Below are 21,790 nucleotides of genomic sequence, written 5' to 3' on the forward strand. Positions count from 1 at the left end.
CGACGCCGTGCGCCTGATCATCACGCTTTTGCTCGGTTGCCTGCTGTGGCAACCGGCGCTGGCCGCCCCCGTGCCGACCGAGAACCAGCTCAAACAGGAGCTGAAGCAGGCGGAAAGCAGCAAAAACGCGCCAAATCAGGCGGAGACCACCGAGGCGCTGCAAAGCGCCCTCAACTGGCTGACGGAGCGTAAAGAGTCGCAGACTCGCTCTGAACAGTATCAGAAGGTGATCGACGATTTCCCGAAGATGACGCAGGAACTGCGCCGTCAGCTGGTGCTGGAAAGCAACAAGATCCTGCCGAACGGCGACGATCTGCCGGCCGCCGAGCTGGAACAGCAGATCCTGCAAACCAGCAGCCTGCTGCTGGAACAGGCGCGCCTGCTGCAACAAGAGCAGGATCGCACGCGGGAAATCAGCGATTCCCTCGGCCAGCTGCCGCAGCAGCAGACCGACGCCCGCCGCGCGCTGACCGAAGTGCAGCGCCGTCTGCAGGCGCAGCCCGCCAACCCGACCACCCCGTACGCGCAGGCCGCCCTGGCCCTGCTGCAGACCGAAGCCGCGGCGCGCAAAGCCAAAGTGGACGAGCTGGAGCTGGCGCAGCTGTCGGCCAACAACCGGCAGGAGCTGGCGCGCATGCGCGCCGAGGTCTATAAAAAGCGCCACGAGAAAATAGACGTTCAGCTGCAGGCGCTGCGCAACAACCTCAACGCCCAGCGCCAACGCGAAGCGGAACTGGCGCTGGAAAAAACCGAGCAGCTGGCCGAGCAGAACGGCGACTTGCCAAAAAGCATCAGCCAACAGCTGCAGATCAACCGCGAACTGTCCGCCGCGCTGAACAGCCAGGCGCAGCGCATGGATCTGATTTCGTCGCAGCAGCGGCAGGCGGCGGCGCAGACGCTGCAGGTGCGCCAGGCGCTGAGTACCATCATCGAACAGGCCCAGTGGCTCGGCTCGTCGTCGGCGCTGGGGGAAACCCTGCGCGCCCAGGTGGCGACGCTGCCGGAGATGCCCAAGCCGCAACAGCTGGACGGCGACATGGCCCAGCTGCGCGTGCAGCGCCTGCAGTTTGAAAACCAGCTGGAAAAACTGTCGCAACGCGAATTCAAACGCGACGACGGCAGCGCGCTGACCAACCAGGAGCAGCGCATCGTCGATGCCCAGCTGCGCACCCAGCGCGAGCTGCTGAACTCGCTGCTGTCCGGTTGCGACACCCAAATCCTCGAGCTGACCAAGCTGAAGGTGGCCAACACCCAACTGATCGAAGCGTTGAACGAAATTCGCGACGCCACCCACCGCTATCTGTTCTGGGTGCCGGACGTCAATCCGATCAACTTCTCTTATCCGCTCAACGTGGCGCACGATCTGACGCGCGTCCTGTCGCTGGACACGCTGTCACAGCTCGGCGGCGCTTTCATGATGATGGTGACCAGCCGCGAAACGCTGATCCCGATCTTCGGCGCCCTGCTGCTGGTGATTTTCAGCATCAGTTCGCGCAAGCACTATCACGCCTTCCTCGAGCGCGCCAGCAGCCGCGTCGGCAAGGTGACGCAGGACGAATTCTTCCTGACGGTGCGCACCGTGTTCTGGTCGATTCTGGTGGCGATGCCGCTGCCGGTGCTGTGGGCCGCGCTCGGCTACGGCCTGCAGAGCGCCTGGAACTACCCGGTGGCGGAAGCGATCGGCAAAGGGGTGACCGCCACGCTGCCGATCCTGTGGATCTGCATGATCTGCGCCGCTTTCGCCCATCCGCAGGGGTTGTTCATCGTGCACTTCCGCTGGCCGGCGAAGCAGGTTTCGCGCGCCATGCGTTACTATAAGATGTCGATCTGGCTGATCGTGCCGCTGATCATGGCGCTGATCACCTTCGATAGCCTGAAAGAGCGCGAATTCGCCAACACCCTGGGGCGGCTGTGCTTCATCCTGCTGTGTCTGGCGCTGGCGCTGGTCACCCACAGCCTGAAGCGCGCCGGCATCCCGCTGTATCTGGATAAAAACGGCTCGGGCGACAACATGCTCAACAGCGCCTTCTGGGGGCTGCTGCTGTCGGCGCCGCTGCTGGCGGCGCTGGCCTCGACCGTCGGTTACCTCACCACCGCGCAGGCGCTGTTGGCGCGCCTGGAAACCTCGGTGGCGATCTGGTTCCTGCTGCTGGTTGTCTACCACATCATCCGCCGCTGGATGCTGATCCAGCGGCGGCGCATCGCCTTCGATCGCGCCAAACAGCGCCGTGCCGACATCCTGGCCCAGCGCGCCCGCGGCGAAGACGAAACTTCGCACACCCCAAACAGCACCGAAGGATCCATCGATCCGGACGATTCGGACTTCGATCTGGACACCATCAGCGCTCAGTCGCTGCGGCTGGTGCGTTCGATCCTGACGCTGATCGCGCTGGTGTCGGTGATCGTGCTGTGGTCGGAGATCCACTCCGCGTTCGCCTTCCTGGAAAACATCTCGCTGTGGGATGTGACCTCGACGGTGAACGGCGTGGAGACCGCTCATCCGATCACCCTCGGCGCGGTCCTGATTGCCATTCTGGTGTTGATCATCACCATGCAGCTGGTGCGCAACCTGCCGGCGCTGCTGGAGCTGGCGGTGCTGCAGCACCTGGATCTGACGCCGGGCACCGGCTACGCCATCACCACCATCACCAAGTACCTGCTGCTGGTGTTCGGCGCGGTGCTCAGCTTCGCCTGGATCGGCATCGAGTGGTCGAAACTGCAGTGGGTGGTTACCGCACTCAGCCTGGGGTTGGGCTTCGGTATGCAGGAGATCTTCTCCAACTTCATCTCCGGCCTGATCATCCTGTTCGAGAAACCGATCCGCATCGGCGATACCGTGACGATCCGCAACCTGACCGGCACCGTCACCAAGATCAACACCCGCGCCACCACCATTTCGGACTGGGACCGCAAAGAGATCATCGTGCCGAACAAAGCCTTCATCACCGAACAGTTCGTCAACTGGTCGCTGTCGGATAACCTGACCCGTGTGGTGCTGACCGTGCCGGCACCGGGCGAAGCCAACAGCGAAGAGGTGACCAAGATCCTGATGAACGCCGCCGAAAGCTGCTCGCTGGTGCTGGATAACCCGGCGCCGGAGGTTTACCTGGTCGATCTGCAGCAAGGTATCCAGATCTTCGAGATGCGTATTTACGCCGCCGAGATGGGCCACCGCATGCCGCTGCGCCACGAGATCCACCAGCTGATCCTGGCGGGCTACCGCGAGCACGGCATCACGCTGCCGTACCCGCCGTTCCAGGTGCGCACCGAGACGCTGTCGCGGCTGACCAACAACGGCCGTACGCCGCCGTCTACGCCGGCGCCGAACACCAAGCGCGACACCGGGGGCCTGTAAGCGGTTCTCGCGATAAAAAAAGGACCGGCAAATGCCGGCCCTTTTTGCTTGTCTTACCGCCTGAAACGTCAGGCGATCCCGACCGGGAAGGCCAATACGTCGCTCAGGCTCTCGGCGCCCAGCGCCAGCATCACCAGGCGATCCACGCCCAGCGCCACGCCGGAACACTCCGGCATGCCGTGCTGCAACGCCGCCAGCAGGTTATAGTCGATCGGCTGCTGCGGCAGGCCGCGCTCCGCGCGCTTGCGGTTGTCCTGCTCGAAGCGCTGCTGCTGTTCACGGCCGTCGGTCAGCTCGCGGAAACCGTTCGCCAGCTCGATGCCCTTGAAGTACACCTCAAAACGCTCCGCCACGCGGTGGTCCTCGGTGCTGATCTCCGCCAACGCCGCCTGGCTGGCCGGGAAGTGGTAAACGAACGCCGGCTTTTCACGGCCGATATGCGGCTCCACGCCCACGGTGAACAGCAGCTGCAGCAGCGTATCGCGATCTTCTTCGGTATCGGCGATGTTGCTCAAGTCGAGTTTGGCCGCCGCTTCGCGCAGCTGCGCCTTCTCCGCCGACAGCGGATCGATGTCCAGATGGCGCAGGAAGGCCTGCTGATAAGACAGGGTCTCCGCGCTCTCGCAGTCCAGCACCTGTTGCAGCAGATCGTCCACTTCGTTCATCAGGCGGTACATGTCGTAGTGCGGACGGTACCACTCCAGCATGGTGAATTCCGGGTTGTGATGTCGCCCGGCTTCTTCATTGCGGAAGCTGCGCCCCATTTGGTAGATCGGGCCGCTGCCCGCCGCCAGCAGGCGCTTCATGTGATATTCCGGGCTGGTCATCATGTATAGCGTCAGGCCCTCTGCCGCCCCCGGCCCGACGAAACGCGTCTCGAACGGGAACAGGTGAACGTCGGTGACCGTCGCCTGGCTCATGGTGGGCGTCTCAACTTCCAGCACGCCACGATCGGCGAAGAAACGCCGGATCTCAGCCAGAATCGCTGCGCGTTTCAACAAATTGGCGATGGGTGCACTAGGCTGCCAGCTTGCCGTTTCGCTCATGGTAATTAACTCCGAAATCAAACAGGGGATGCAGTCTACTCGCATCCTTGCAGCCAAACAAATTCTTCACGATACACAACCGGCCATAACGCCAATTTCCGATAAATAGGCGGCAAAAGCGCGTTAAAAAGGGTAAAGCACGCCGAACACGCGAAAAGGCAGGCAAGCCTGTTGGTCGAGCGTTAATCGACAAAACAATCGATCACATCAAATTTCGACTACTTAACTTTAGGTATAGTTAATTCCCCATTATTGGTGGGAGATATCTATCCTTAACCTTTAAGCAACATTAATCGGTTCAATTAGTTAGCACCCGAAGAGTTCGCTAAATTTTAAGCATAGATATTTAACTTGCCGTTCTTAATAAGAACATTGGAGGAATGCAGTGCAAACCTTTAACGCCGATCTTGCCATTATTGGGGCCGGGGGCGCTGGTTTACGTGCAGCAATAGCCGCAGCGGAAGCCAATCCCCAACTGAAAATCGCGCTGATCTCTAAGGTCTACCCGATGCGCAGCCACACGGTCGCCGCCGAGGGGGGCTCCGCCGCCGTCACCCAGGATCACGATACCTTCGACTACCACTTCCACGACACCGTCGCCGGCGGCGACTGGCTGTGTGAACAGGACGTGGTCGATCACTTCGTGCATCAGTGCCCGCGCGAGATGACCCAGCTCGAACAGTGGGGCTGCCCGTGGAGCCGCAAACCGGACGGGTCGGTCAACGTGCGGCGCTTCGGCGGCATGAAGATTGAACGCACCTGGTTCGCCGCCGACAAGACCGGCTTCCACATGCTGCACACCCTGTTCCAGACCTCGCTGAAATACCCGCAGATCCAGCGCTTCGACGAGCACTTCGTGCTGGATATCCTAGTGGATGACGGCCAGGCGCGCGGCCTGGTGGCGCTCAACATGATGGAAGGCACCCGCGTGCAGATCCGCGCCAACGCGGTGGTGATGGCCACCGGCGGCGCCGGGCGCGTCTACCGCTACAACACCAACGGCGGCATCGTTACCGGCGACGGCATGGGCATGGCGTTCCACCACGGCGTGCCGCTGCGCGACATGGAGTTCGTGCAGTATCACCCGACCGGCCTGCCCGGTTCCGGCATCCTGATGACCGAGGGCTGCCGCGGCGAAGGCGGCATCCTGGTGAACAAGGACGGCTACCGTTACCTGCAAGATTACGGCATGGGCCCGGAAACCCCGCTGGGCGAGCCGAAGAACAAATACATGGAGCTGGGCCCGCGCGACAAAGTGTCCCAAGCCTTCTGGCACGAATGGCGCGCCGGCCGCACCATCGCCACCCCGCGCGGCGACGTGGTCTACCTCGATCTGCGCCACCTGGGCGAGAAAAAGCTGCTGGAGCGGCTGCCGTTCATCTGTGAACTGGCCAAGGCCTACGTCGGCGTCGACCCGGTGAAAGATCCGATCCCGGTGCGCCCTACCGCGCACTACACCATGGGCGGCATTGAAACCGACCAGAACTGCGAAACCCGCATCAAGGGGCTGTTCGCAGTCGGCGAATGTTCCTCCGTCGGCCTGCACGGCGCCAACCGTCTCGGCTCCAACTCGCTGGCAGAACTGGTGGTGTTCGGCCGCGTCGCCGGTGAGCAAGCGGCCCGCCGCGCGCTGGAAACCGCGCCGGCCAACGGCAGCGCGCTGGATGCGCAAACCCGCGACGTCGAAACCCGCCTGAGCAACCTGATGAAGCAGGAAGGCAACGAAAACTGGGCGAAGATCCGCGACGAAATGGGGCTGTCGATGGAAGAAGGCTGCGGCATCTACCGCACGCCGGAGCTGATGCAAAAAACCATCGATAAGCTGGCGGAGCTGAAAGAGCGCTTCAAGCGCGTCAACATCACCGACAACTCCAGCGTGTTCAATACCGATCTGCTGTACACCATCGAGCTGGGCTACGGCCTGGACGTCGCCGAATGCATGGCGCACTCCGCGTTTAACCGCAAAGAGTCGCGCGGCGCTCACCAACGCCTGGACGAAGGCTGCACCGAGCGTGACGACGTCAACTTCCTCAAGCATACGCTGGCGTTCCATAACCCGCAGGGTGCACCACGCCTCGAATACAGCGACGTGAAAATCACCAAGCTGCCGCCGGCCAAACGCGTCTACGGCGCAGAAGCCGAAGCGCAGGAGAAAAAGAATAAGGAGCAGGCAAATGGCTGAGATGCAAACCCTGAAGATCGAAGTCATGCGCTATAACCCGGAACGCGACGCCGAGCCGCATTTCGTCACCTACGCCGTGCCTTACGACGAACAGACCTCGCTGCTCGACGCGCTGGGCTACATCAAGGACAACCTGGCGCCGGATCTCTCCTACCGCTGGTCCTGCCGCATGGCGATCTGCGGCTCCTGCGGCATGATGGTCAACCGCGTGCCGAAGCTGGCGTGCAAAACCTTCCTGCGCGATTACGTCGGCGGCATGAAGGTCGAAGCGCTGGGCAACTTCCCGATCGAGCGCGATCTGGTGGTCGACATGACCCACTTCATCGAAAGCCTGGAGGCGATCAAGCCTTACATCATCGGCAACGATCGCAAACCGGAAGACGGCCCGAACGTGCAGACCCCGGCGCAGATGGCCAAGTATCACCAGTTCTCCGGCTGCATCAACTGCGGCCTGTGCTACGCCGCGTGCCCGCAGTTCGGCCTCAACCCCGAGTTTATCGGCCCGGCGGCGATCACGCTGGCGCACCGCTACAACCTGGACAACCGCGACCACGGCAAGAAACAGCGCATGCCGCAGCTTAACGGCCAAAACGGCGTCTGGAGCTGCACCTTCGTCGGCTATTGCTCCGAAGTCTGTCCGAAACACGTCGATCCCGCCGCCGCCATCCAGCAGGGCAAGGTGGAGAGCGCCAAAGACTTCATGATCGCCATGCTGAAGCCGCAATAAGGGAGAAAAATTGCCATGACAACTCAACGTAAGCCCTATGTGCGCACCATGACGCCCACCTGGTGGCAAAAGCTCGGCTTCTACCGTTTCTACATGCTGCGTGAAGGCACCTCAGTGCTGGCGGTGTGGTTCAGCATCGTGCTGCTCTACGGCGTGTTCGCGCTGAAGGGCGGCGCCGAGAGCTGGGCCGGCTTCGTCGGCTTCTTGCAGAACCCGCTGGTGCTGTTGGTCAACGTCGTAGCCCTGCTGGCGGCGGCGCTGCACACCAAAACCTGGTTCGATCTGGCGCCGAAGGCCGCCAATATCGTGGTCAACAGCGAGAAAATGGGGCCGGGCCCCATCGTGAAAGGGCTGTGGGCCGTCACGGTCGTCGTCAGCGTGGTCATCCTGGCCGTGGCCCTGATCTAATCCGGAGGAAACATGATAAATCAAGCACCTAAACGCTCCGACGAGCCGGTTTTCTGGGGATTGTTCGGCGCCGGTGGCATGTGGGGCGCGATCGTCGCACCGGCCATCGTGCTGCTGGTCGGCATTCTGCTGCCATTGGGGCTGTTCCCCGGTGAAGCACTGGGTTACGAGCGCGTGCTGGCGTTCTGCCAGAGCCTGATCGGCCGCCTGTTCCTGCTGCTGATGATCATTCTGCCGCTGTGGTGCGGCCTGCACCGCATCCACCATGCGATGCACGATCTGAAGATCCACGTACCGGCCGGCAAATGGGTGTTCTACGGTCTGGCGGCGATCCTCAGCGTGGTCACCGTTATCGGCGTCGTCACCCTGTAAACCGCTCAGGCGGCCAACGCCCGTTGGCCGCCCTTTTCTCATCGGCTACACTGTCTACTCGCCCCCGGTAAACAGGAGTCACCGATGCGTTTATGGTCAAAGCTTAGCGTCATGCTTTCCGCCCTGCTCTCCGTCGCTTGCAGCGTCTCCCCGCCCAAAGACATCAAGGTCGTAAACAATTTCGACAGTCAGCGCTATCTCGGCACCTGGTACGAAATCGCGCGTCTGGATCATCGTTTTGAACGCGGTTTGCAGCAGGTGACCGCCCACTACAGCCCACGCGCCGACGGCGGACTGAAAGTCATCAATCGCGGCTTCAATCCGCAGAAACAGCAATGGCAAGAAAGCGAAGGCAAAGCCTACTTTATCGGCTCACCACAGGTCGCGGCGTTGAAAGTGTCGTTCTTCGGCCCCTTCTACGGCGGCTATAACGTGATTGCCCTGGACCCGGACTACCGCTACGCGCTGGTTTGCGGCCCAAACCGCGACTATCTGTGGATCCTGTCGCGCACCCCGACGCTTGACGCCGGCGTGCGCGACAGCTTATTGCAGACGGCCAAGGGCTACGGTTTCGCCACCGATGCGCTGATCTGGGTGCAACAGTCCGCCGATCAGTGACTGCTGAACTTCAGCCCGAGAATGCCGACCACGATCAGGCACAGGCTGATGATACGCGCGATATTGGTCGACTCGCCCAACAGCACCATGCCCATGATGGCCGCGCCCACCGCGCCGATGCCGGTCCACACCGCATAGGCGGTGCCGGCGGGCAGCGTTTTCATGGCGTTGGCCAACAGCAACATGCTGACCACCATCGCGGCGATGGTGATGATGCTCGGCGTCAGCCGGGTAAAACCGTGGGTGTATTTCAGACCGATAGCCCAAACCACTTCGAGCAAACCGGCGATAAGCAGAATAATCCAGGCCATGAGACGGCCTCCCTACCACTGGGGTCGTCCCCGATATAATGACGCGTAAACGGGTCGTCCCGTTCAGCGGGGTGATGAACGGCGGGTAACCTCACCCGCACTGCGGCAGGATAGCAGCAGCGTTAACGCTCAGGCAAGAGGAGGAAATGCGGCGGCCCTCCGCGCGCGGAACGCCGCCGGGTGGAGAACGGATTATTCCGCGCTGCGCTGAATGGCCTTGCCGCCGGCCTGAATGTCCTCACCCACGCCGCGGGTGGTGTTACAGGCGGTCAACGAGGTCAAAATCATCAAAGAGAAGATCGCGATAATACTTTTCTTCAGCATAAGAAAGTCCTTATTTGTCGTTGATGAAAAAGTACGGCTTTCTAAGCTTAGTCAAAATTGGCGCAGAGAGTGGGATCGCCACCGGCTTTGTGGCGCAAATACATCGGGTTAAAGGACGGGATCAGCCGGCCGTGCGGGAGATGGCGCCGCCGAGATGCTGAACGTCTTCGCCGAAACCGCGAAACGTATTGCAACCGCTAAGGGAGAAAAGGAACAACAGGGAGAGCACGGCCAACAACGTTTTCTTGAACATGCGGGTTTTCTGCCAACGAACGGGGATGGGATAAAACAGAGGAACCGCGGGGGTTCCTCTGCTTTGAAACTTATTTAACGCGAGAGACGTATTCGCCAGAGCGAGTGTCAACTTTGATCACTTCGCCGATCTGGACGAACAACGGCACTTTAACCACGGCGCCGGTGCTCAGGGTAGCCGGCTTGCCGCCAGTCCCTGCGGTATCGCCTTTCAGGCCCGGATCGGTATCGGTGATTTCCGCTTCGATGAAGTTCGGCGGCTGAACGGCGATTGGACGGCCATCCCACAGGGTGATGATGCACTCTGCGTTGTCCTGCAGCCATTTGGCCGCATCGCCTACGGTTTTGCCGTCAACCTGATGCTGTTCAAAAGACTCAGGGTGCATGAAGTGGTAGAACTCACCGTCGCTGTACAGGTAGTTCATGTTGGTGTCCATCACGTCTGCGCCTTCGCAAGAATCGGTAGACTTGAAGGTTTTTTCCACGCGGGTGCCGGTCAGCAGACGACGCATTTTCACGCGTGCAAACGCCTGGCCTTTGCCCGGCTTAACGAACTCACTGGCTTCGACGGCGTAAGGTTCGCCCTCGAACATGATTTTAAGACCCGGACGGAAATCGTTGCTAGAATAAGTCGCCATGATGGCCCTCTGAATATTTGAACTGGTAGCTTAGCCAAAAAAATGGCACACATTATAACCCAAAGTACGGCACATAGAGAAGATTGGTTGCATCAACTCGCCGATGTTATTACCGATCCTGATGAATTACTGCAGCTTTTGTCACTGAATACGCACCCGGAACTGCCGCAGGGGCGCGATGCCCGCCGGCTGTTCGCCCTGCGCGTGCCGCGCGCCTTCGCCGCACGCATGCGCCCCGGGGATGCCAACGACCCGCTGCTGCGCCAGGTGCTGACCGCCAGAGAGGAGTTCATCAACGCCCCAGGGTTCACCACCGATCCGCTCGATGAGCAGCGCAGCGTGGTGCCGGGCCTGCTGCACAAATACCGCAATCGCGCACTGCTGCTGGTCAAGGGCGGCTGTGCGGTCAACTGCCGTTACTGCTTCCGCCGCCACTTCCCCTATCAGGATAATCAGGGCAATAAGAACAACTGGCGGCAGGCACTGGATTATATCCGCCAACACCCGGAACTGGACGAGATCATTTTTTCCGGCGGCGATCCGCTGATGGCCAAAGACAGCGAGCTGGAATGGCTGGTTGGCGAACTGGAGGCCATCCCGCACCTGAAACGCCTGCGCATTCACACCCGCTTGCCGGTGGTGATCCCGGCGCGCATCACGCCGGCGCTGTGCCGCCTGCTGTCGGCCTCGCGCCTGCAGGTGCTGATGGTCACGCACATCAACCACGCCAACGAAATTGACCGCGATCTGCAAAGCGCCATGGCGCAGCTGCGCCTCGCCGGCGTCACGCTGCTCAACCAGAGCGTGCTGCTGCGCGACGTCAACGACGATGCCGACACGCTGGCGGCGCTCAGCAACGCGCTGTTCGACGCCGGTATCCTGCCTTACTACATCCACGTGCTGGACAAGGTGCAGGGCGCGGCGCACTTCATGGTCAGCGACGATGAAGCGCGCGCCATCATGCAAGCGCTGCTGAGCAAGGTGTCCGGCTATCTGGTGCCGCGCCTGACGCGCGAAGTGGGCGGCGAACCGAGCAAAACGCCGATCGATCTGCGCCTGATGCAGGAGTGACGCGCGCCAAGTCCCCCAACGAAAAGAGGAATGCCGTGGCATTCCTCTTTTTTTATCTCTTTGCGGCTCCGGCCTCAGCGCCTTACGGGCACTTGTAAACCTGGCCGACCATTTTGCTGTCCAGCGGTGCGAAGCTGGAGAGCAGATTCTGGCTCGGGCTGTTGGCGCCGTAGATTACGTTGCCGCCCATGGCCGCCGCCTTGTTGCGCAGATCGTTGGCCGCACCGCGCATGGAGCTGCCTTCACCGCCGTTGCCGGACAGCCAGTTGCTCTGGGTGCCGGTCACTTCCCCCAGCAGCTGGCATTCCGCCGCCGGCTTGCTGTCGGTGAACTTGATCTGCTGACCCGCAGCGGTCAGTTCATGAGTGGTGCTGCAACCCGCCAGCAGCATCGCTGCCGAGAGACCCAGTAAGGCTTTAATCCGCATCTTGTTCCCCATTCGATGTTGAGAATTACGCAAAAGCTTATCAGAAAGCGATGCCATCTCTTAAGCATCCGTTGCCACGCGAGCGGGCCAACGTCTTGAGCGACAGCTGATGACTTACCAGTTTACCAGCTAAATCGCCCCGGGCGGCAAAAATATCATCAAATACAGTGCGGCGGCGTTAGGCCCAAGCGGCAACGGCCGCCGATGCCTGCGCCTCCACGTCGCCCTGGTGCGGTTCCCCCTCCGCCAGTTGGAATACCGCCACCGCCTGCGCCAGCAGGGCCGCCTGCTCCTCCACGCCGACGGCGGTGGTCGCCACCTCCTCCACCAGCGCGGCGTTCTGCTGGGTCACCTGATCCATCTGGGTCACCGCTACCCCGACCTGCTCGACGCCCTTGCTTTGCTCTTCCGACGCGTACGAGATGTTATCCATCAGCGACGTCACCTGGTTCACCGAGCCAACGATGGCATTCATCGTCTCGCCGGCCTGCTCCACCAAGCGCACGCCGGCGGCGATATCGCCGGTCACGCCGTCGACCAAACTGCTGATTTCCTTGGCCGAAGTCGCGCAGCGCTGCGCCAGATTGCGCACCTCGCCGGCCACCACCGCAAAACCCCGCCCCTGTTCACCGGCCCGCGCGGCCTCCACGGCGGCGTTCAGCGCCAGGATATTGGTCTGGAAGGCGATGCCGTCGATCACGCTGGTAATATCCCCCACCTGACGCGCGCTGTCGTTGATCGCCCGCATCTTGTCGACCGCGCTGGCCATCAGCGTTTCGCCGTTGCGGGCAATGCCGGCGGTCTGATTGACCATCCCGGCGGCCTGGTTGGCGTTATCGGCGTTTTGCCGCACCGTCGCGGTGATCTGTTCCATGCTGGCGGCGGTTTCCGTCAGCGCGCTGGCCTGTTCTTCCGTGCGGCTGGAAAGATCGGCGTTGCCGACGGCGATCTCGTGCGTACCGTGGTTGATCGACTCCACGCCGTCACGCACCTGCTGCACGGTGGCGCTCAGTTCCTGCTGCATCGTTCGCAGGCTGGCAAACAGCATGCCGATCTCATTGTTGTTGCGTACCGCGATCTCGCAGCGCAGATCGCCGCGCCCAACCTTTTGCAAGTGTTCGGCGATCTGGCGCAGCGGCAGGATCAAGCGCCGGCGGAAATCACGTTGCACGGCGACCAGCAGCAGCAGGATCGCCGCCAGGGTGCCGCTCAGCAGGCGTGCAAAGACTTTTTGGGTCTGCTCCGCCTCTTCCACCGCCAGACGATGGGCGGCCACCGTGGCCCGCATGTAGTCGGCAAACTGGCTATCCAGCCGCTGGCGCACCTGGCGCTTCTCTGCCGCCATAGCGTGCAGCCGCTCGATCAGCGCCACCTGCGGCGTGTCGGCCAACAGCGTCAGCTCTTGCTTCAGCACCGCCTGCTGCGCCAGGTAGACCTTTTTCATCGCCTCGCCCAGATCCGGGCGCGATACCGTCAGGCCCGGCGTCTCCCAGAACAGGTTGAACGCGACGTCGGCGCTGCGCAGCTCGTTACGTGCCTCAATGATGCCCTGCCGGATATCGGCGGCGTCCGTCTGCGCCATGCGCTCGAACGCCATGTTGTCGATCAGCGTCTGCGTTTGCAGCAAAGCACGCCAACTGCGGTTCAGCGCGGCTTCCTCGTCGGAGAAAGTGCTCATCCTGCCGATGCTGTTGCCGTTTTGCTGCATGAAATAGAAGGCGATGGCGCCGGTTCCCATGGGCATCAAGCCCAACAGCAACAGCATCAACATCAGCCAGGTGGCTATTTTCATATTTTTCAGCATAAGTCGTCTCCGTTGACAGTCACACCGGCGAGGGAAAATTCCCCGCCTGGTAGGGGCTATAATCGGTACGAAACGACAACGGTTTAGGGTAAAAGCAAAATAATGCAATAATTCATTCAGTGAACTAATAACAAGCTAAATAAACATTCTTTTTATTGATTTTTAAGATAAAAAAAACCCCGGTCGTTTGACCGGGGTTCTCAGCACACAAACGTGTGGGGGATGATTACATCATGCCGCCCATGCCGCCCATGCCACCCATGCCGCCTGCTGCGCCCAGATCCGGTGCGTCAGCCTTCGGCAGGTCGGTGACCATGCATTCGGTGGTGATCATCAGGCCAGCCACGGAAGCCGCGTACTGCAGAGCAGAACGGGTCACTTTGGTCGGATCCAGGATACCCATCGCGATCATGTCGCCGTATTCTTCAGAGTAAGCGTTGTAGCCGTAGCTGCCTTCGCCCGCTTTCACCTGGTTGGCGATAACGGAAGCTTCTTCACCGGCGTTGACCACGATCTGACGCAGAGGGGCTTCCATCGCGCGCAGCGCAACTTTGATACCCACGTTCTGGTCTTCGTTGTCGCCTTTCAGCGCGGCGATTTTGCCTGCAACGCGGATCAGCGCTACGCCACCGCCGGCCACCACGCCTTCTTCCACTGCGGCGCGGGTCGCGTGCAGGGCGTCTTCAACGCGGGCTTTCTTCTCTTTCATTTCAACTTCAGTGGCTGCGCCAACTTTGATAACGGCAACGCCGCCGGCCAGTTTCGCTACGCGCTCCTGCAGTTTTTCACGATCGTAGTCAGAGGTCGCTTCTTCGATCTGCTGACGAATTTGAGCAACGCGGCCCTGGATGGTCGCTTCGTCGCCCACGCCATCGATGATGATGGTGGTGTCTTTGTTGATCACAACGCGTTTTGCCTGGCCCAGGTCTTCCAGGGTGGCTTTTTCCAGCTCCAGACCGATCTCTTCAGAGATAACGGTACCGGCAGTCAGGGTTGCGATGTCCTGCAGCATGGCTTTACGGCGGTCGCCGAAGCCAGGCGCCTTAACGGCAGCCACTTTCACGATGCCGCGCATGGTGTTGACCACCAGGGTCGCCAGCGCTTCGCCTTCTACGTCTTCAGCGATGATCAGCAGCGGTTTGCCTGCTTTGGCAACGGCTTCCAGCACCGGCAGCATTTCGCGGATGTTGGAGATCTTTTTGTCAGCCAGCAGGATGAACGGGCTTTCCAGCTCAACAGAACCGGTTTCCGGCTTGTTGATGAAGTAGGGGGACAGGTAACCGCGGTCGAACTGCATACCTTCAACCACGTCCAGCTCGTCTTGCAGGCCGGTGCCTTCTTCAACGGTGATAACGCCTTCTTTGCCCACTTTCTCCATCGCTTCCGCGATCAGTTTACCCACGGTTTCGTCGGAGTTGGCGGAGATGGTGCCGACCTGAGCGATAGCTTTGGAATCGGAGCAAGGTACGGACAGTTTTTTCAGTTCTTCAACCGCAGCGACAACCGCTTTGTCGATGCCGCGCTTCAGATCCATCGGGTTCATGCCTGCAGCAACCGCTTTCAGGCCTTCGGTGATGATGGATTGAGCCAGTACGGTTGCCGTGGTGGTGCCGTCGCCCGCCGCGTCGTTCGCTTTGGAGGCCACTTCTTTCACCATCTGTGCGCCCATGTTCTCGAACTTGTCTTCCAGTTCGATTTCACGCGCAACGGAAACGCCGTCTTTGGTGATGGTCGGTGCGCCGAAAGATTTATCCAGCACTACGTTGCGGCCTTTCGGGCCCAGGGTCACTTTTACTGCATCAGCGAGAACATTCACGCCGCGGAGCATTTTCACGCGAGCGTCATTGCCGAATTTTACGTCTTTAGCTGCCATTGGTATTTCCCTTCAACTCGTTCAGTTCAGAAGATAAAGCGCAATTACGCTTCAACAATTGCCAGAATGTCGCTTTCGGACATGATCAACACTTCTTCATTGTCGATCTTCTCTGCTTTCACGCCGTAGCCGTCGTTGAAAATCACGATATCGCCAACTTTCACATCCAGCGGTTGGATGTTGCCGCTTTCCAGCACACGCCCTTTACCCACTGCAACCACTTCACCGCGAGTGGATTTACCCGCCGCAGAGCCAGTCAGGACGATGCCGCCAGCAGATTTTGATTCAACTTCTTTGCGCTTGACGATAACGCGGTCATGCAATGGACGAATACTCATTGAACGCTCTCCTGTAAGAAGGTCTCTATCAGATTTAGGGTTGTACACCGGATGGTTGTTGTTACCGGCCTCGTGGGATTTGAGATGGGGGCGTTCCAGCCCCCTTCAAGGGGGCTAGCGAAAAAAATTTCGCATTTTTGGTCGCGCGGGTGCTACAGAGATGAAAAACGCGGCCTGAGCCGCGTTTGCTTAACGATCGCGGGGCTTGCGCTCCTCGTCCGGGCGGTGTTCCAGCACCGGGCGTTCGTCGTCCTTGCGCTGAAATTCGCCGTCGAAGGTGTTGCCGTTGGCGGCGTCGCCGCCCGTCCAACCGCCGGGGCGATAAACCGACAGGTGCGGCATCAGCTTCAGCGTCAACGATTTTTGCACCGGCGGCAGCAGCAGCAACAGGCCGAGGAAGTCGGTAAAGAAGCCCGGAATCAGCAGCAGGAAGCCCGCCAGCACCAGCGAAACGCTTTTCACCATTTCCGCCGCCGGGCTTTCGCCGGCCGCCAGTTTTTGCTGCATCTGCACGAAGGTTTTCATGCCCTGATTGCGCACCAGCGAGATGCCGACGCAGGAGCTGAACACCACCAGCAGCAGGGTGACAGCCACGCCGAGCACGGCGGCGACTTTGATAAAGATGGATATTTCTATGTAAGCCAGCAGAAATATCAGCAGTAGCGGTAACCAGCGCACCTGGTTCTCCTATCGGTAGGTAAAGCGCGGCCGCCACGGGGCGACGGCGCGAAAAAAGAGGCCGTAAACGGCCGACACCATTACAATGAGGGCATCACCCCACCATTTCAACCGAGAGCCGGTTTTTATTGCTAAAGTTCACAAACGTGAAAGAAGTCACAGAACCGGAAAAGGGCATATCCTTAAACACCATAAGGTGATCTGGATTCAGTCATTTCTTACCAACCAGCATATGATCTGGGCAGCAACGGGCGATTTGGTTAATCGTTTCACGCCCCAAGCCTTCGGCAATATTAATTTAGGCTGTGCCCTTACTAGCCTTGACCTGACAAATTATTAATTCGGCAGCAACACATAGAGAAGGTTCTCATGTCAAACAACATTCGTATCGAAGAAGACCTGTTAGGAACACGTGAAGTCCCCGCAGACGCTTACTACGGAGTTCACACTCTGCGTGCGATTGAAAACTTCTACATCAGCAACAGCAAAATCAGCGATGTCCCCGAGTTCGTTCGCGGCATGGTGATGGTGAAAAAGGCCGCGGCGATGGCCAACAAAGAACTCAAAACCATCCCGCGCAAAATCGCCGACGTGATCATCCAGGCCTGCGACGAGGTGCTGGATAAAGGCAAATGCATGGATCAGTTCCCGGTGGACGTGTTCCAGGGCGGCGCAGGCACCTCGCTGAACATGAACACCAACGAAGTGCTGGCGAACATCGGCCTGGAGCTGATGGGCCATCAAAAAGGCGAATACCAGTACCTGAACCCGAACGATCACCTCAATAAGTGCCAGTCCACCAACGACGCCTATCCGACCGGGTTCCGCATCGCGGTGTACGCCTCCAACCAGAAACTGATCGACGCCATCAACCAGCTGCGTGAAGGCTTCGACCGCAAGGCGAAAGAGTTCGAAACCATCCTGAAAATGGGCCGCACCCAGCTGCAAGACGCAGTGCCGATGACCCTCGGCCAGGAGTTCCACGCCTTCAGCGTGCTGCTGAACGAAGAGACCCGCAACCTGCACCGCACAGCGGAGCTGCTGCTGGAAGTGAACCTGGGCGCCACCGCCATCGGCACCGCACTCAACACCCCGGAAGGCTATCAGCCGCTGGCGGTGCAAAAACTGGCGGAAGTCAGCGGCCTGCCGGTGGTGCCGGCGGAAGACCTGATCGAGGCCACCTCCGACTGCGGCGCCTACGTGATGGTGCACAGCGCGCTCAAACGCCTAGCGGTGAAACTGTCCAAAATCTGCAACGACCTGCGCCTGCTCTCCTCCGGCCCGCGCGCCGGCCTGAACGAAATCAACCTGCCTGAGCTGCAGGCGGGATCGTCCATCATGCCGGCCAAAGTGAACCCGGTCGTGCCGGAAGTGGTCAATCAGGTGTGTTTCAAGGTGATTGGCAACGACACTTGCGTTACCATGGCGGCCGAAGCGGGCCAGCTGCAGCTGAACGTGATGGAGCCGGTGATCGGCCAGGCGATGTTCGAGTCGATCCACATCCTGACCAACGCCTGCTACAACCTGCTGGAAAAATGCATTAACGGCATCACCGCGAATAAAGAAGTCTGCGAACACTACGTCTTCAACTCGATCGGTATCGTCACCTATCTGAACCCGTTCATCGGCCACCATAACGGTGACATCGTCGGGAAGATCTGCGCCGAAACCGGCAAGAGCGTGCGTGAAGTGGTGCTGGAACGCGGCCTGCTGACCGAAGCCGAGCTGGATGACATCTTCTCCGTGGAGAACCTGATGCACCCGGCCTATAAAGCCAAACGCTATACGGATGAAAATGAACAATAACAGACCTACCCGGTAGCCCTGAAAGGCACGCTAAATCCTCTGGATAGCGTGCCTTTTTACTTTCCGGCGCCCACAAAATTTTAACGTTTGATTTTCAATTTCTCTCATTTTAAGGAGTAAACACTATGCTAGCCTTGGAATTGGTTATCGTTCTGCTGGCCATCTTTTTAGGGGCCAGGTTGGGCGGTATCGGTATCGGGTTCGCGGGGGGATTGGGCGTTCTGGTCCTGGCGCTGATCGGCGTCAAGCCGGGCAGCATTCCCTTCGACGTGATTTCCATCATCATGGCGGTGATCGCGGCGATCTCCGCGATGCAGGTCGCCGGGGGGATGGACTATCTGGTGCAGCAGACCGAAAAGCTGCTGCGCAAGAACCCCAAGCACATCACCATTCTCGCCCCTATCGTCACCTACTTCCTGACCATCTTCGCCGGCACCGGCAACATCTCGCTCTCGGCGCTGCCGGTGATCGCCGAAGTGGCGAAAGAACAGGGCATCAAGCCTTGCCGGCCGCTGTCCACCGCCGTGGTGTCCGCCCAGATCGCCATCACCGCCTCGCCGATCTCCGCCGCGGTGGTGTACATGTCTTCGGTGATGGAAGGCCACGGCGTCAGCTACCTGCACCTGCTGATGGTGGTGATCCCGTCCACCTTCTGCGCCGTGCTGGTGATGTCGCTGCTGGTGACCTGGCTGTTCGACTCCAAGCTGTCTAACGATCCGGTGTACCTGAAACGCCTGGAAGAAGGCCTGATCACCCTGCGCGGCAACAACGCGCTGGAGATCAAACCGCGCGCCAAAGCCTCGGTGCTGCTGTTCCTGCTGGGCGTGCTGTGCGTTGTCGCCTATGCCATCATCAACAGCCCGGGCTTGGGCCTGGTGGCCAAGCCGCTGATGAACACCACCAACGCCATCCTGATCATCATGCTGAGCGTCGCCACGCTGACCACCCTGCTGTGCCGCGTCGACACCGACATGGTGCTGAACTCCAGCACCTTCAAGGCCGGCATGAGCGCCTGTATTTGTATCCTCGGCGTCGCCTGGCTGGGCGATACCTTCGTGCAGGCCAACATCGACTGGATCAAAGAGACGGCCGGCAGCGTCATTCAGGCGCACCCGTGGCTGCTGGCGGTGATCTTCTTCTTCTGCTCGGCGCTGCTGTACTCGCAGGCCGCTACCGCCAAGGCGCTGATGCCAATGGCGCTGGCGCTGAACGTATCGCCGCTGACCGCCGTCGCCTCCTTCGCCGCCGTCTCCGGCCTGTTCATCCTGCCGACCTACCCAACGCTGGTCGCCGCAGTGCAGATGGACGATACCGGCACCACGCGCATCGGCCGCTTCGTGTTCAACCATCCGTTCTTCATTCCCGGCACCATGGGCGTGATCTTCGCCGTGGTATTCGGCTTCCTGCTCGGCAGCATCATGCTGTAACGCTCCGACCGGGGCTGCGGCCCCGGTTTTCCTTCTGGCGATAAACTCGCCTTCTAGCCAATCCGCCTTCAGGGTATAGTGCCCATTCGAACCGATGAGAGGGCTGAAGATGTCTGATTGCGAAGCTGTCGTCATACTCTGTACCGCACCCGATGAAGCCAGCGCCCAGGAACTGGCGGCGCGGGTCCTGGGCGATAAGCTGGCGGCCTGCGCCACGCTGCTGCCCGGCGCTACCTCGCTGTATTACTGGGAAGGGAAACTGGAACAGGAATACGAAGTGCAGATGCTGTTCAAAAGCGATCGCCGCCGTCAGCAGGCCCTGCTCGACACCCTGAAACAACATCACCCTTACCAGACGCCCGAGCTGTTGGTGCTGCCGGTGATGGCCGGAGATAAAGACTACCTGTTATGGATCAACGCTTCCTTAAACTGATTTTGCTGCTGTGCAGCCTGTTCTTCCTGCCGCAGGCGGCGCAGGCTTCGCTGTTCGCGCCGAAGGGCGGCAGCCAGTTCGTGCCTGTCGATCAGGCCTTCGCCTTCGATTTCAAACAGCAAGGCAGCCAGGTAACGCTGAATTGGCAGATCCGCCCCGGCTACTACCTGTATCGCCAGCAGATCAAACTGGTGCCACAGCAGGCGACGCTCGGCGCCTTTACCCTGCCCGAAGGGGTGAGCCACAAGGACGAGTTCTTCGGCGAAGTGGCGATTTTCAAACAGCAGCTGAATCTGCAGGTGCCGCTGCAACAGGCGGCGGCCAACGCCAGCCTCAGCGTCACCTATCAGGGCTGCGCCGAGGCCGGCTTCTGCTATCCGCCGGAAACCCGGATCATCCCGCTGGACGCGGTCAGCGCCGGCGCGGTCGCCCCGCTCCCGGCGGTTGACACCGCACCAACCGAACAGCCCGCTACGCCGGCCAACCTGCCGTTCTCGCCGCTGTGGGCGCTGCTGATCGGTATCGGCATCGCCTTCACCCCGTGCGTGCTGCCGATGTACCCGCTGATCTCCGGCATCATCCTCGGCCGCGACCGACCGCAAAGCAGCGGCCGCATTCTGGCGCTGGCGGTGGTTTACGTGCAGGGCATGGCGCTCACCTACACCCTGCTGGGGCTGGTGGTGGCCGCCGCCGGCCTGCAGTTCCAGGCGGCGCTGCAGCACCCTTACGTGCTGATCGGCCTGTCGGTGCTGTTTATCGCGCTGGCGCTGTCGATGTTCGGCCTCTATTCCCTGCAGCTGCCCTCGGCGCTGCAAACCCGGCTGGCGAGCTGGAGCAACACCCAACGCGGCGGCTCGCTGGCCGGCGTGTTCCTAATGGGCGCCCTGGCCGGGCTGATTTGCTCGCCCTGCACCACCGCGCCGCTCAGCGCCATCCTGCTGTATATCGCCCAGAGCGGTAACCTGTGGGCCGGCGGCGGTACGCTGTACCTGTACGCACTGGGGATGGGCATTCCGCTGGTGATCGTCACCCTGTTCGGCAACCGCCTGCTGCCGCGCAGCGGCCCGTGGATGCAGTACGTGAAAGAGGCCTTCGGCTTCGTCATTCTGGCGCTGCCGGTGTTCCTGCTGGAGCGGGTGATCGGCGATCTGTGGGGCCTGCGCCTGTGGAGCCTGCTCGGCCTGGCGTTCTTCGGTTGGGCCTTCGCCCTGAGCCTGAGAAGCGCGCGCGGCTGGGCACGCGCCCTGCAGCTGCTTCTGCTGGCGGCGGCGGTGATCGCCGCGCGGCCGCTGCAGGACTGGGCCTTCGGCGCCGATCAGGCGCAGCAGGCGGCTCAACCGCACCTGACTTTTACCCGCATCAACAACGTCGAGCAATTAGATCTGGCGCTGCAACAGGCGCGGGGCAAGCCGGTGATGCTGGACCTGTACGCCGACTGGTGCGTGGCCTGTAAAGAGTTCGAGAAATATACCTTCAGCGATGCGGCGGTGCAGGCGAGCCTGGCCAACGCGGTGCTGCTGCAGGCGGACGTCACCGCCAACGGTGCGGAACAGGCGGCGCTGCTGAAGCATCTGCAGGTGCTGGGGTTGCCGACGATCCTGTTCTTCGATCCGGCCGGCCAGGAGCTGACGGCCCAGCGGGTCACCGGTTTTATGAAGGCGGAAGCCTTCAACGCGCATTTGCAGAAAGTGATGCGATAA

The 21,790-nt window shown here is 60.6% G+C and carries 21 protein-coding genes; 11 read left to right on the forward strand and 10 right to left on the reverse strand.

The window, feature by feature from the left end; translation table 11 throughout:
* The first annotated feature begins 7 nt into the window (after nt 1-7).
* Nucleotides 8-3,355 (forward strand): miniconductance mechanosensitive channel MscM, encoded by a 3,348-nt coding sequence (gene mscM, locus WCL58_RS11120; protein ID WP_336851149.1) that lies wholly within the window; start codon nt 8-10, stop codon nt 3,353-3,355.
* 68 nt (nt 3,356-3,423) lie between these two features.
* Here the strand turns inward: mscM and epmA are convergent, their stop codons facing one another.
* On the reverse strand, nt 3,424-4,401 hold the full coding sequence (epmA, locus tag WCL58_RS11125; protein WP_004929681.1) for an elongation factor P--(R)-beta-lysine ligase: 978 nt from the start codon (nt 4,399-4,401) through the stop codon (nt 3,424-3,426).
* A gap of 385 nt (nt 4,402-4,786) precedes the next feature.
* On the opposite strand from epmA, the gene frdA reads away from it, so the two are divergent.
* The 5 genes from frdA (at nt 4,787) to blc (ending at nt 8,708) form a co-directional block, all read left to right on the forward strand.
* Nucleotides 4,787-6,583, forward strand: coding sequence for a fumarate reductase (quinol) flavoprotein subunit (frdA, locus tag WCL58_RS11130; protein ID WP_038879239.1), 1,797 nt, complete (start codon nt 4,787-4,789; stop codon nt 6,581-6,583).
* Nucleotides 6,576-7,310 carry a succinate dehydrogenase/fumarate reductase iron-sulfur subunit gene (locus tag WCL58_RS11135; RefSeq protein WP_033636770.1) on the forward strand — a complete coding sequence of 245 codons (735 nt, stop codon included), beginning with the start codon at nt 6,576-6,578 and terminating at the stop codon, nt 7,308-7,310. The genes frdA and WCL58_RS11135 overlap by 8 nt, the downstream gene beginning before the upstream one ends.
* A 15-nt stretch (nt 7,311-7,325) precedes the next feature.
* Nucleotides 7,326-7,718 carry a fumarate reductase subunit FrdC gene (gene frdC / locus WCL58_RS11140; protein ID WP_142109166.1) on the forward strand — a complete coding sequence of 131 codons (393 nt, stop codon included), beginning with the start codon at nt 7,326-7,328 and terminating at the stop codon, nt 7,716-7,718.
* 12 nt (nt 7,719-7,730) lie between these two features.
* Nucleotides 7,731-8,090: a fumarate reductase subunit FrdD gene (gene frdD / locus WCL58_RS11145; RefSeq protein ID WP_004929672.1), complete on the forward strand. Its 360-nt coding sequence runs from the start codon at nt 7,731-7,733 to the stop codon at nt 8,088-8,090.
* A gap of 84 nt (nt 8,091-8,174) precedes the next feature.
* Nucleotides 8,175-8,708 (forward strand): outer membrane lipoprotein Blc, encoded by a 534-nt coding sequence (gene blc, locus WCL58_RS11150; RefSeq protein ID WP_141957765.1) that lies wholly within the window; start codon nt 8,175-8,177, stop codon nt 8,706-8,708.
* Here blc and sugE read toward each other — a convergent pair.
* The 4 genes from sugE to efp all read right to left on the reverse strand — a co-directional run bounded on the left by sugE (nt 8,702) and on the right by efp (nt 10,233).
* On the reverse strand, nt 8,702-9,019 hold the full coding sequence (sugE, locus tag WCL58_RS11155) for a quaternary ammonium compound efflux SMR transporter SugE (protein ID WP_004929669.1): 318 nt from the start codon (nt 9,017-9,019) through the stop codon (nt 8,702-8,704). The genes blc and sugE overlap by 7 nt on opposite strands.
* A 192-nt stretch (nt 9,020-9,211) precedes the next feature.
* On the reverse strand, nt 9,212-9,343 hold the full coding sequence (locus WCL58_RS11160; protein ID WP_033636766.1) for an entericidin A/B family lipoprotein: 132 nt from the start codon (nt 9,341-9,343) through the stop codon (nt 9,212-9,214).
* 121 nt (nt 9,344-9,464) lie between these two features.
* Entirely contained in the window at nt 9,465-9,596 is a 132-nt protein-coding gene (locus WCL58_RS11165) for an entericidin A/B family lipoprotein (protein WP_049202118.1), read from the reverse strand.
* A gap of 70 nt (nt 9,597-9,666) precedes the next feature.
* Nucleotides 9,667-10,233: an elongation factor P gene (gene efp, locus WCL58_RS11170; RefSeq protein ID WP_004929666.1), complete on the reverse strand. Its 567-nt coding sequence runs from the start codon at nt 10,231-10,233 to the stop codon at nt 9,667-9,669.
* 42 nt (nt 10,234-10,275) lie between these two features.
* Here efp and epmB point away from each other — a divergent pair, with 42 nt between their 5' ends.
* Nucleotides 10,276-11,304: an EF-P beta-lysylation protein EpmB gene (gene epmB, locus WCL58_RS11175; protein ID WP_033636765.1), complete on the forward strand. Its 1,029-nt coding sequence runs from the start codon at nt 10,276-10,278 to the stop codon at nt 11,302-11,304.
* An 82-nt stretch (nt 11,305-11,386) separates the two neighbouring features.
* On the opposite strand, the gene WCL58_RS11180 is transcribed toward epmB, so the two are convergent.
* The 5 genes from WCL58_RS11180 to WCL58_RS11200 all read right to left on the reverse strand — a co-directional run bounded on the left by WCL58_RS11180 (nt 11,387) and on the right by WCL58_RS11200 (nt 16,424).
* Nucleotides 11,387-11,731 (reverse strand): DUF4156 domain-containing protein, encoded by a 345-nt coding sequence (locus tag WCL58_RS11180; RefSeq protein ID WP_025305007.1) that lies wholly within the window; start codon nt 11,729-11,731, stop codon nt 11,387-11,389.
* A 178-nt stretch (nt 11,732-11,909) separates the two neighbouring features.
* Entirely contained in the window at nt 11,910-13,535 is a 1,626-nt protein-coding gene (locus tag WCL58_RS11185) for a methyl-accepting chemotaxis protein (RefSeq protein WP_084826952.1), read from the reverse strand.
* A 226-nt stretch (nt 13,536-13,761) separates the two neighbouring features.
* Entirely contained in the window at nt 13,762-15,408 is a 1,647-nt protein-coding gene (gene groL / locus WCL58_RS11190; protein ID WP_004929662.1) for a chaperonin GroEL, read from the reverse strand.
* A 44-nt stretch (nt 15,409-15,452) separates the two neighbouring features.
* The gene (locus tag WCL58_RS11195) at nt 15,453-15,746 is read right to left on the reverse strand and encodes a co-chaperone GroES (protein ID WP_004952634.1); all 294 of its coding nucleotides are present in this window, start codon (nt 15,744-15,746) and stop codon (nt 15,453-15,455) included.
* Nucleotides 15,747-15,935: 189 nt separating this feature from the next.
* Nucleotides 15,936-16,424: an FxsA family protein gene (locus WCL58_RS11200; RefSeq protein ID WP_308343397.1), complete on the reverse strand. Its 489-nt coding sequence runs from the start codon at nt 16,422-16,424 to the stop codon at nt 15,936-15,938.
* Between the two features lie 369 nt (nt 16,425-16,793).
* Here WCL58_RS11200 and aspA point away from each other — a divergent pair, with 369 nt between their 5' ends.
* The 4 genes from aspA (at nt 16,794) to WCL58_RS11220 (ending at nt 21,790) form a co-directional block, all read left to right on the forward strand.
* Entirely contained in the window at nt 16,794-18,230 is a 1,437-nt protein-coding gene (gene aspA / locus WCL58_RS11205) for an aspartate ammonia-lyase (RefSeq protein ID WP_004929659.1), read from the forward strand.
* 125 nt (nt 18,231-18,355) lie between these two features.
* The gene (locus tag WCL58_RS11210; RefSeq protein WP_033654882.1) at nt 18,356-19,657 is read left to right on the forward strand and encodes an anaerobic C4-dicarboxylate transporter; all 1,302 of its coding nucleotides are present in this window, start codon (nt 18,356-18,358) and stop codon (nt 19,655-19,657) included.
* Between the two features lie 109 nt (nt 19,658-19,766).
* Nucleotides 19,767-20,090 (forward strand): divalent cation tolerance protein CutA, encoded by a 324-nt coding sequence (gene cutA / locus WCL58_RS11215; protein ID WP_004929657.1) that lies wholly within the window; start codon nt 19,767-19,769, stop codon nt 20,088-20,090.
* On the forward strand, nt 20,066-21,790 hold the full coding sequence (locus WCL58_RS11220) for a protein-disulfide reductase DsbD (protein ID WP_060440903.1): 1,725 nt from the start codon (nt 20,066-20,068) through the stop codon (nt 21,788-21,790). The genes cutA and WCL58_RS11220 overlap by 25 nt, the downstream gene beginning before the upstream one ends.

This window comes from Serratia sp. TMDUHS_CL, assembly GCF_037137105.1.
Classification (GTDB): domain Bacteria; phylum Pseudomonadota; class Gammaproteobacteria; order Enterobacterales; family Enterobacteriaceae; genus Serratia; species Serratia nevei.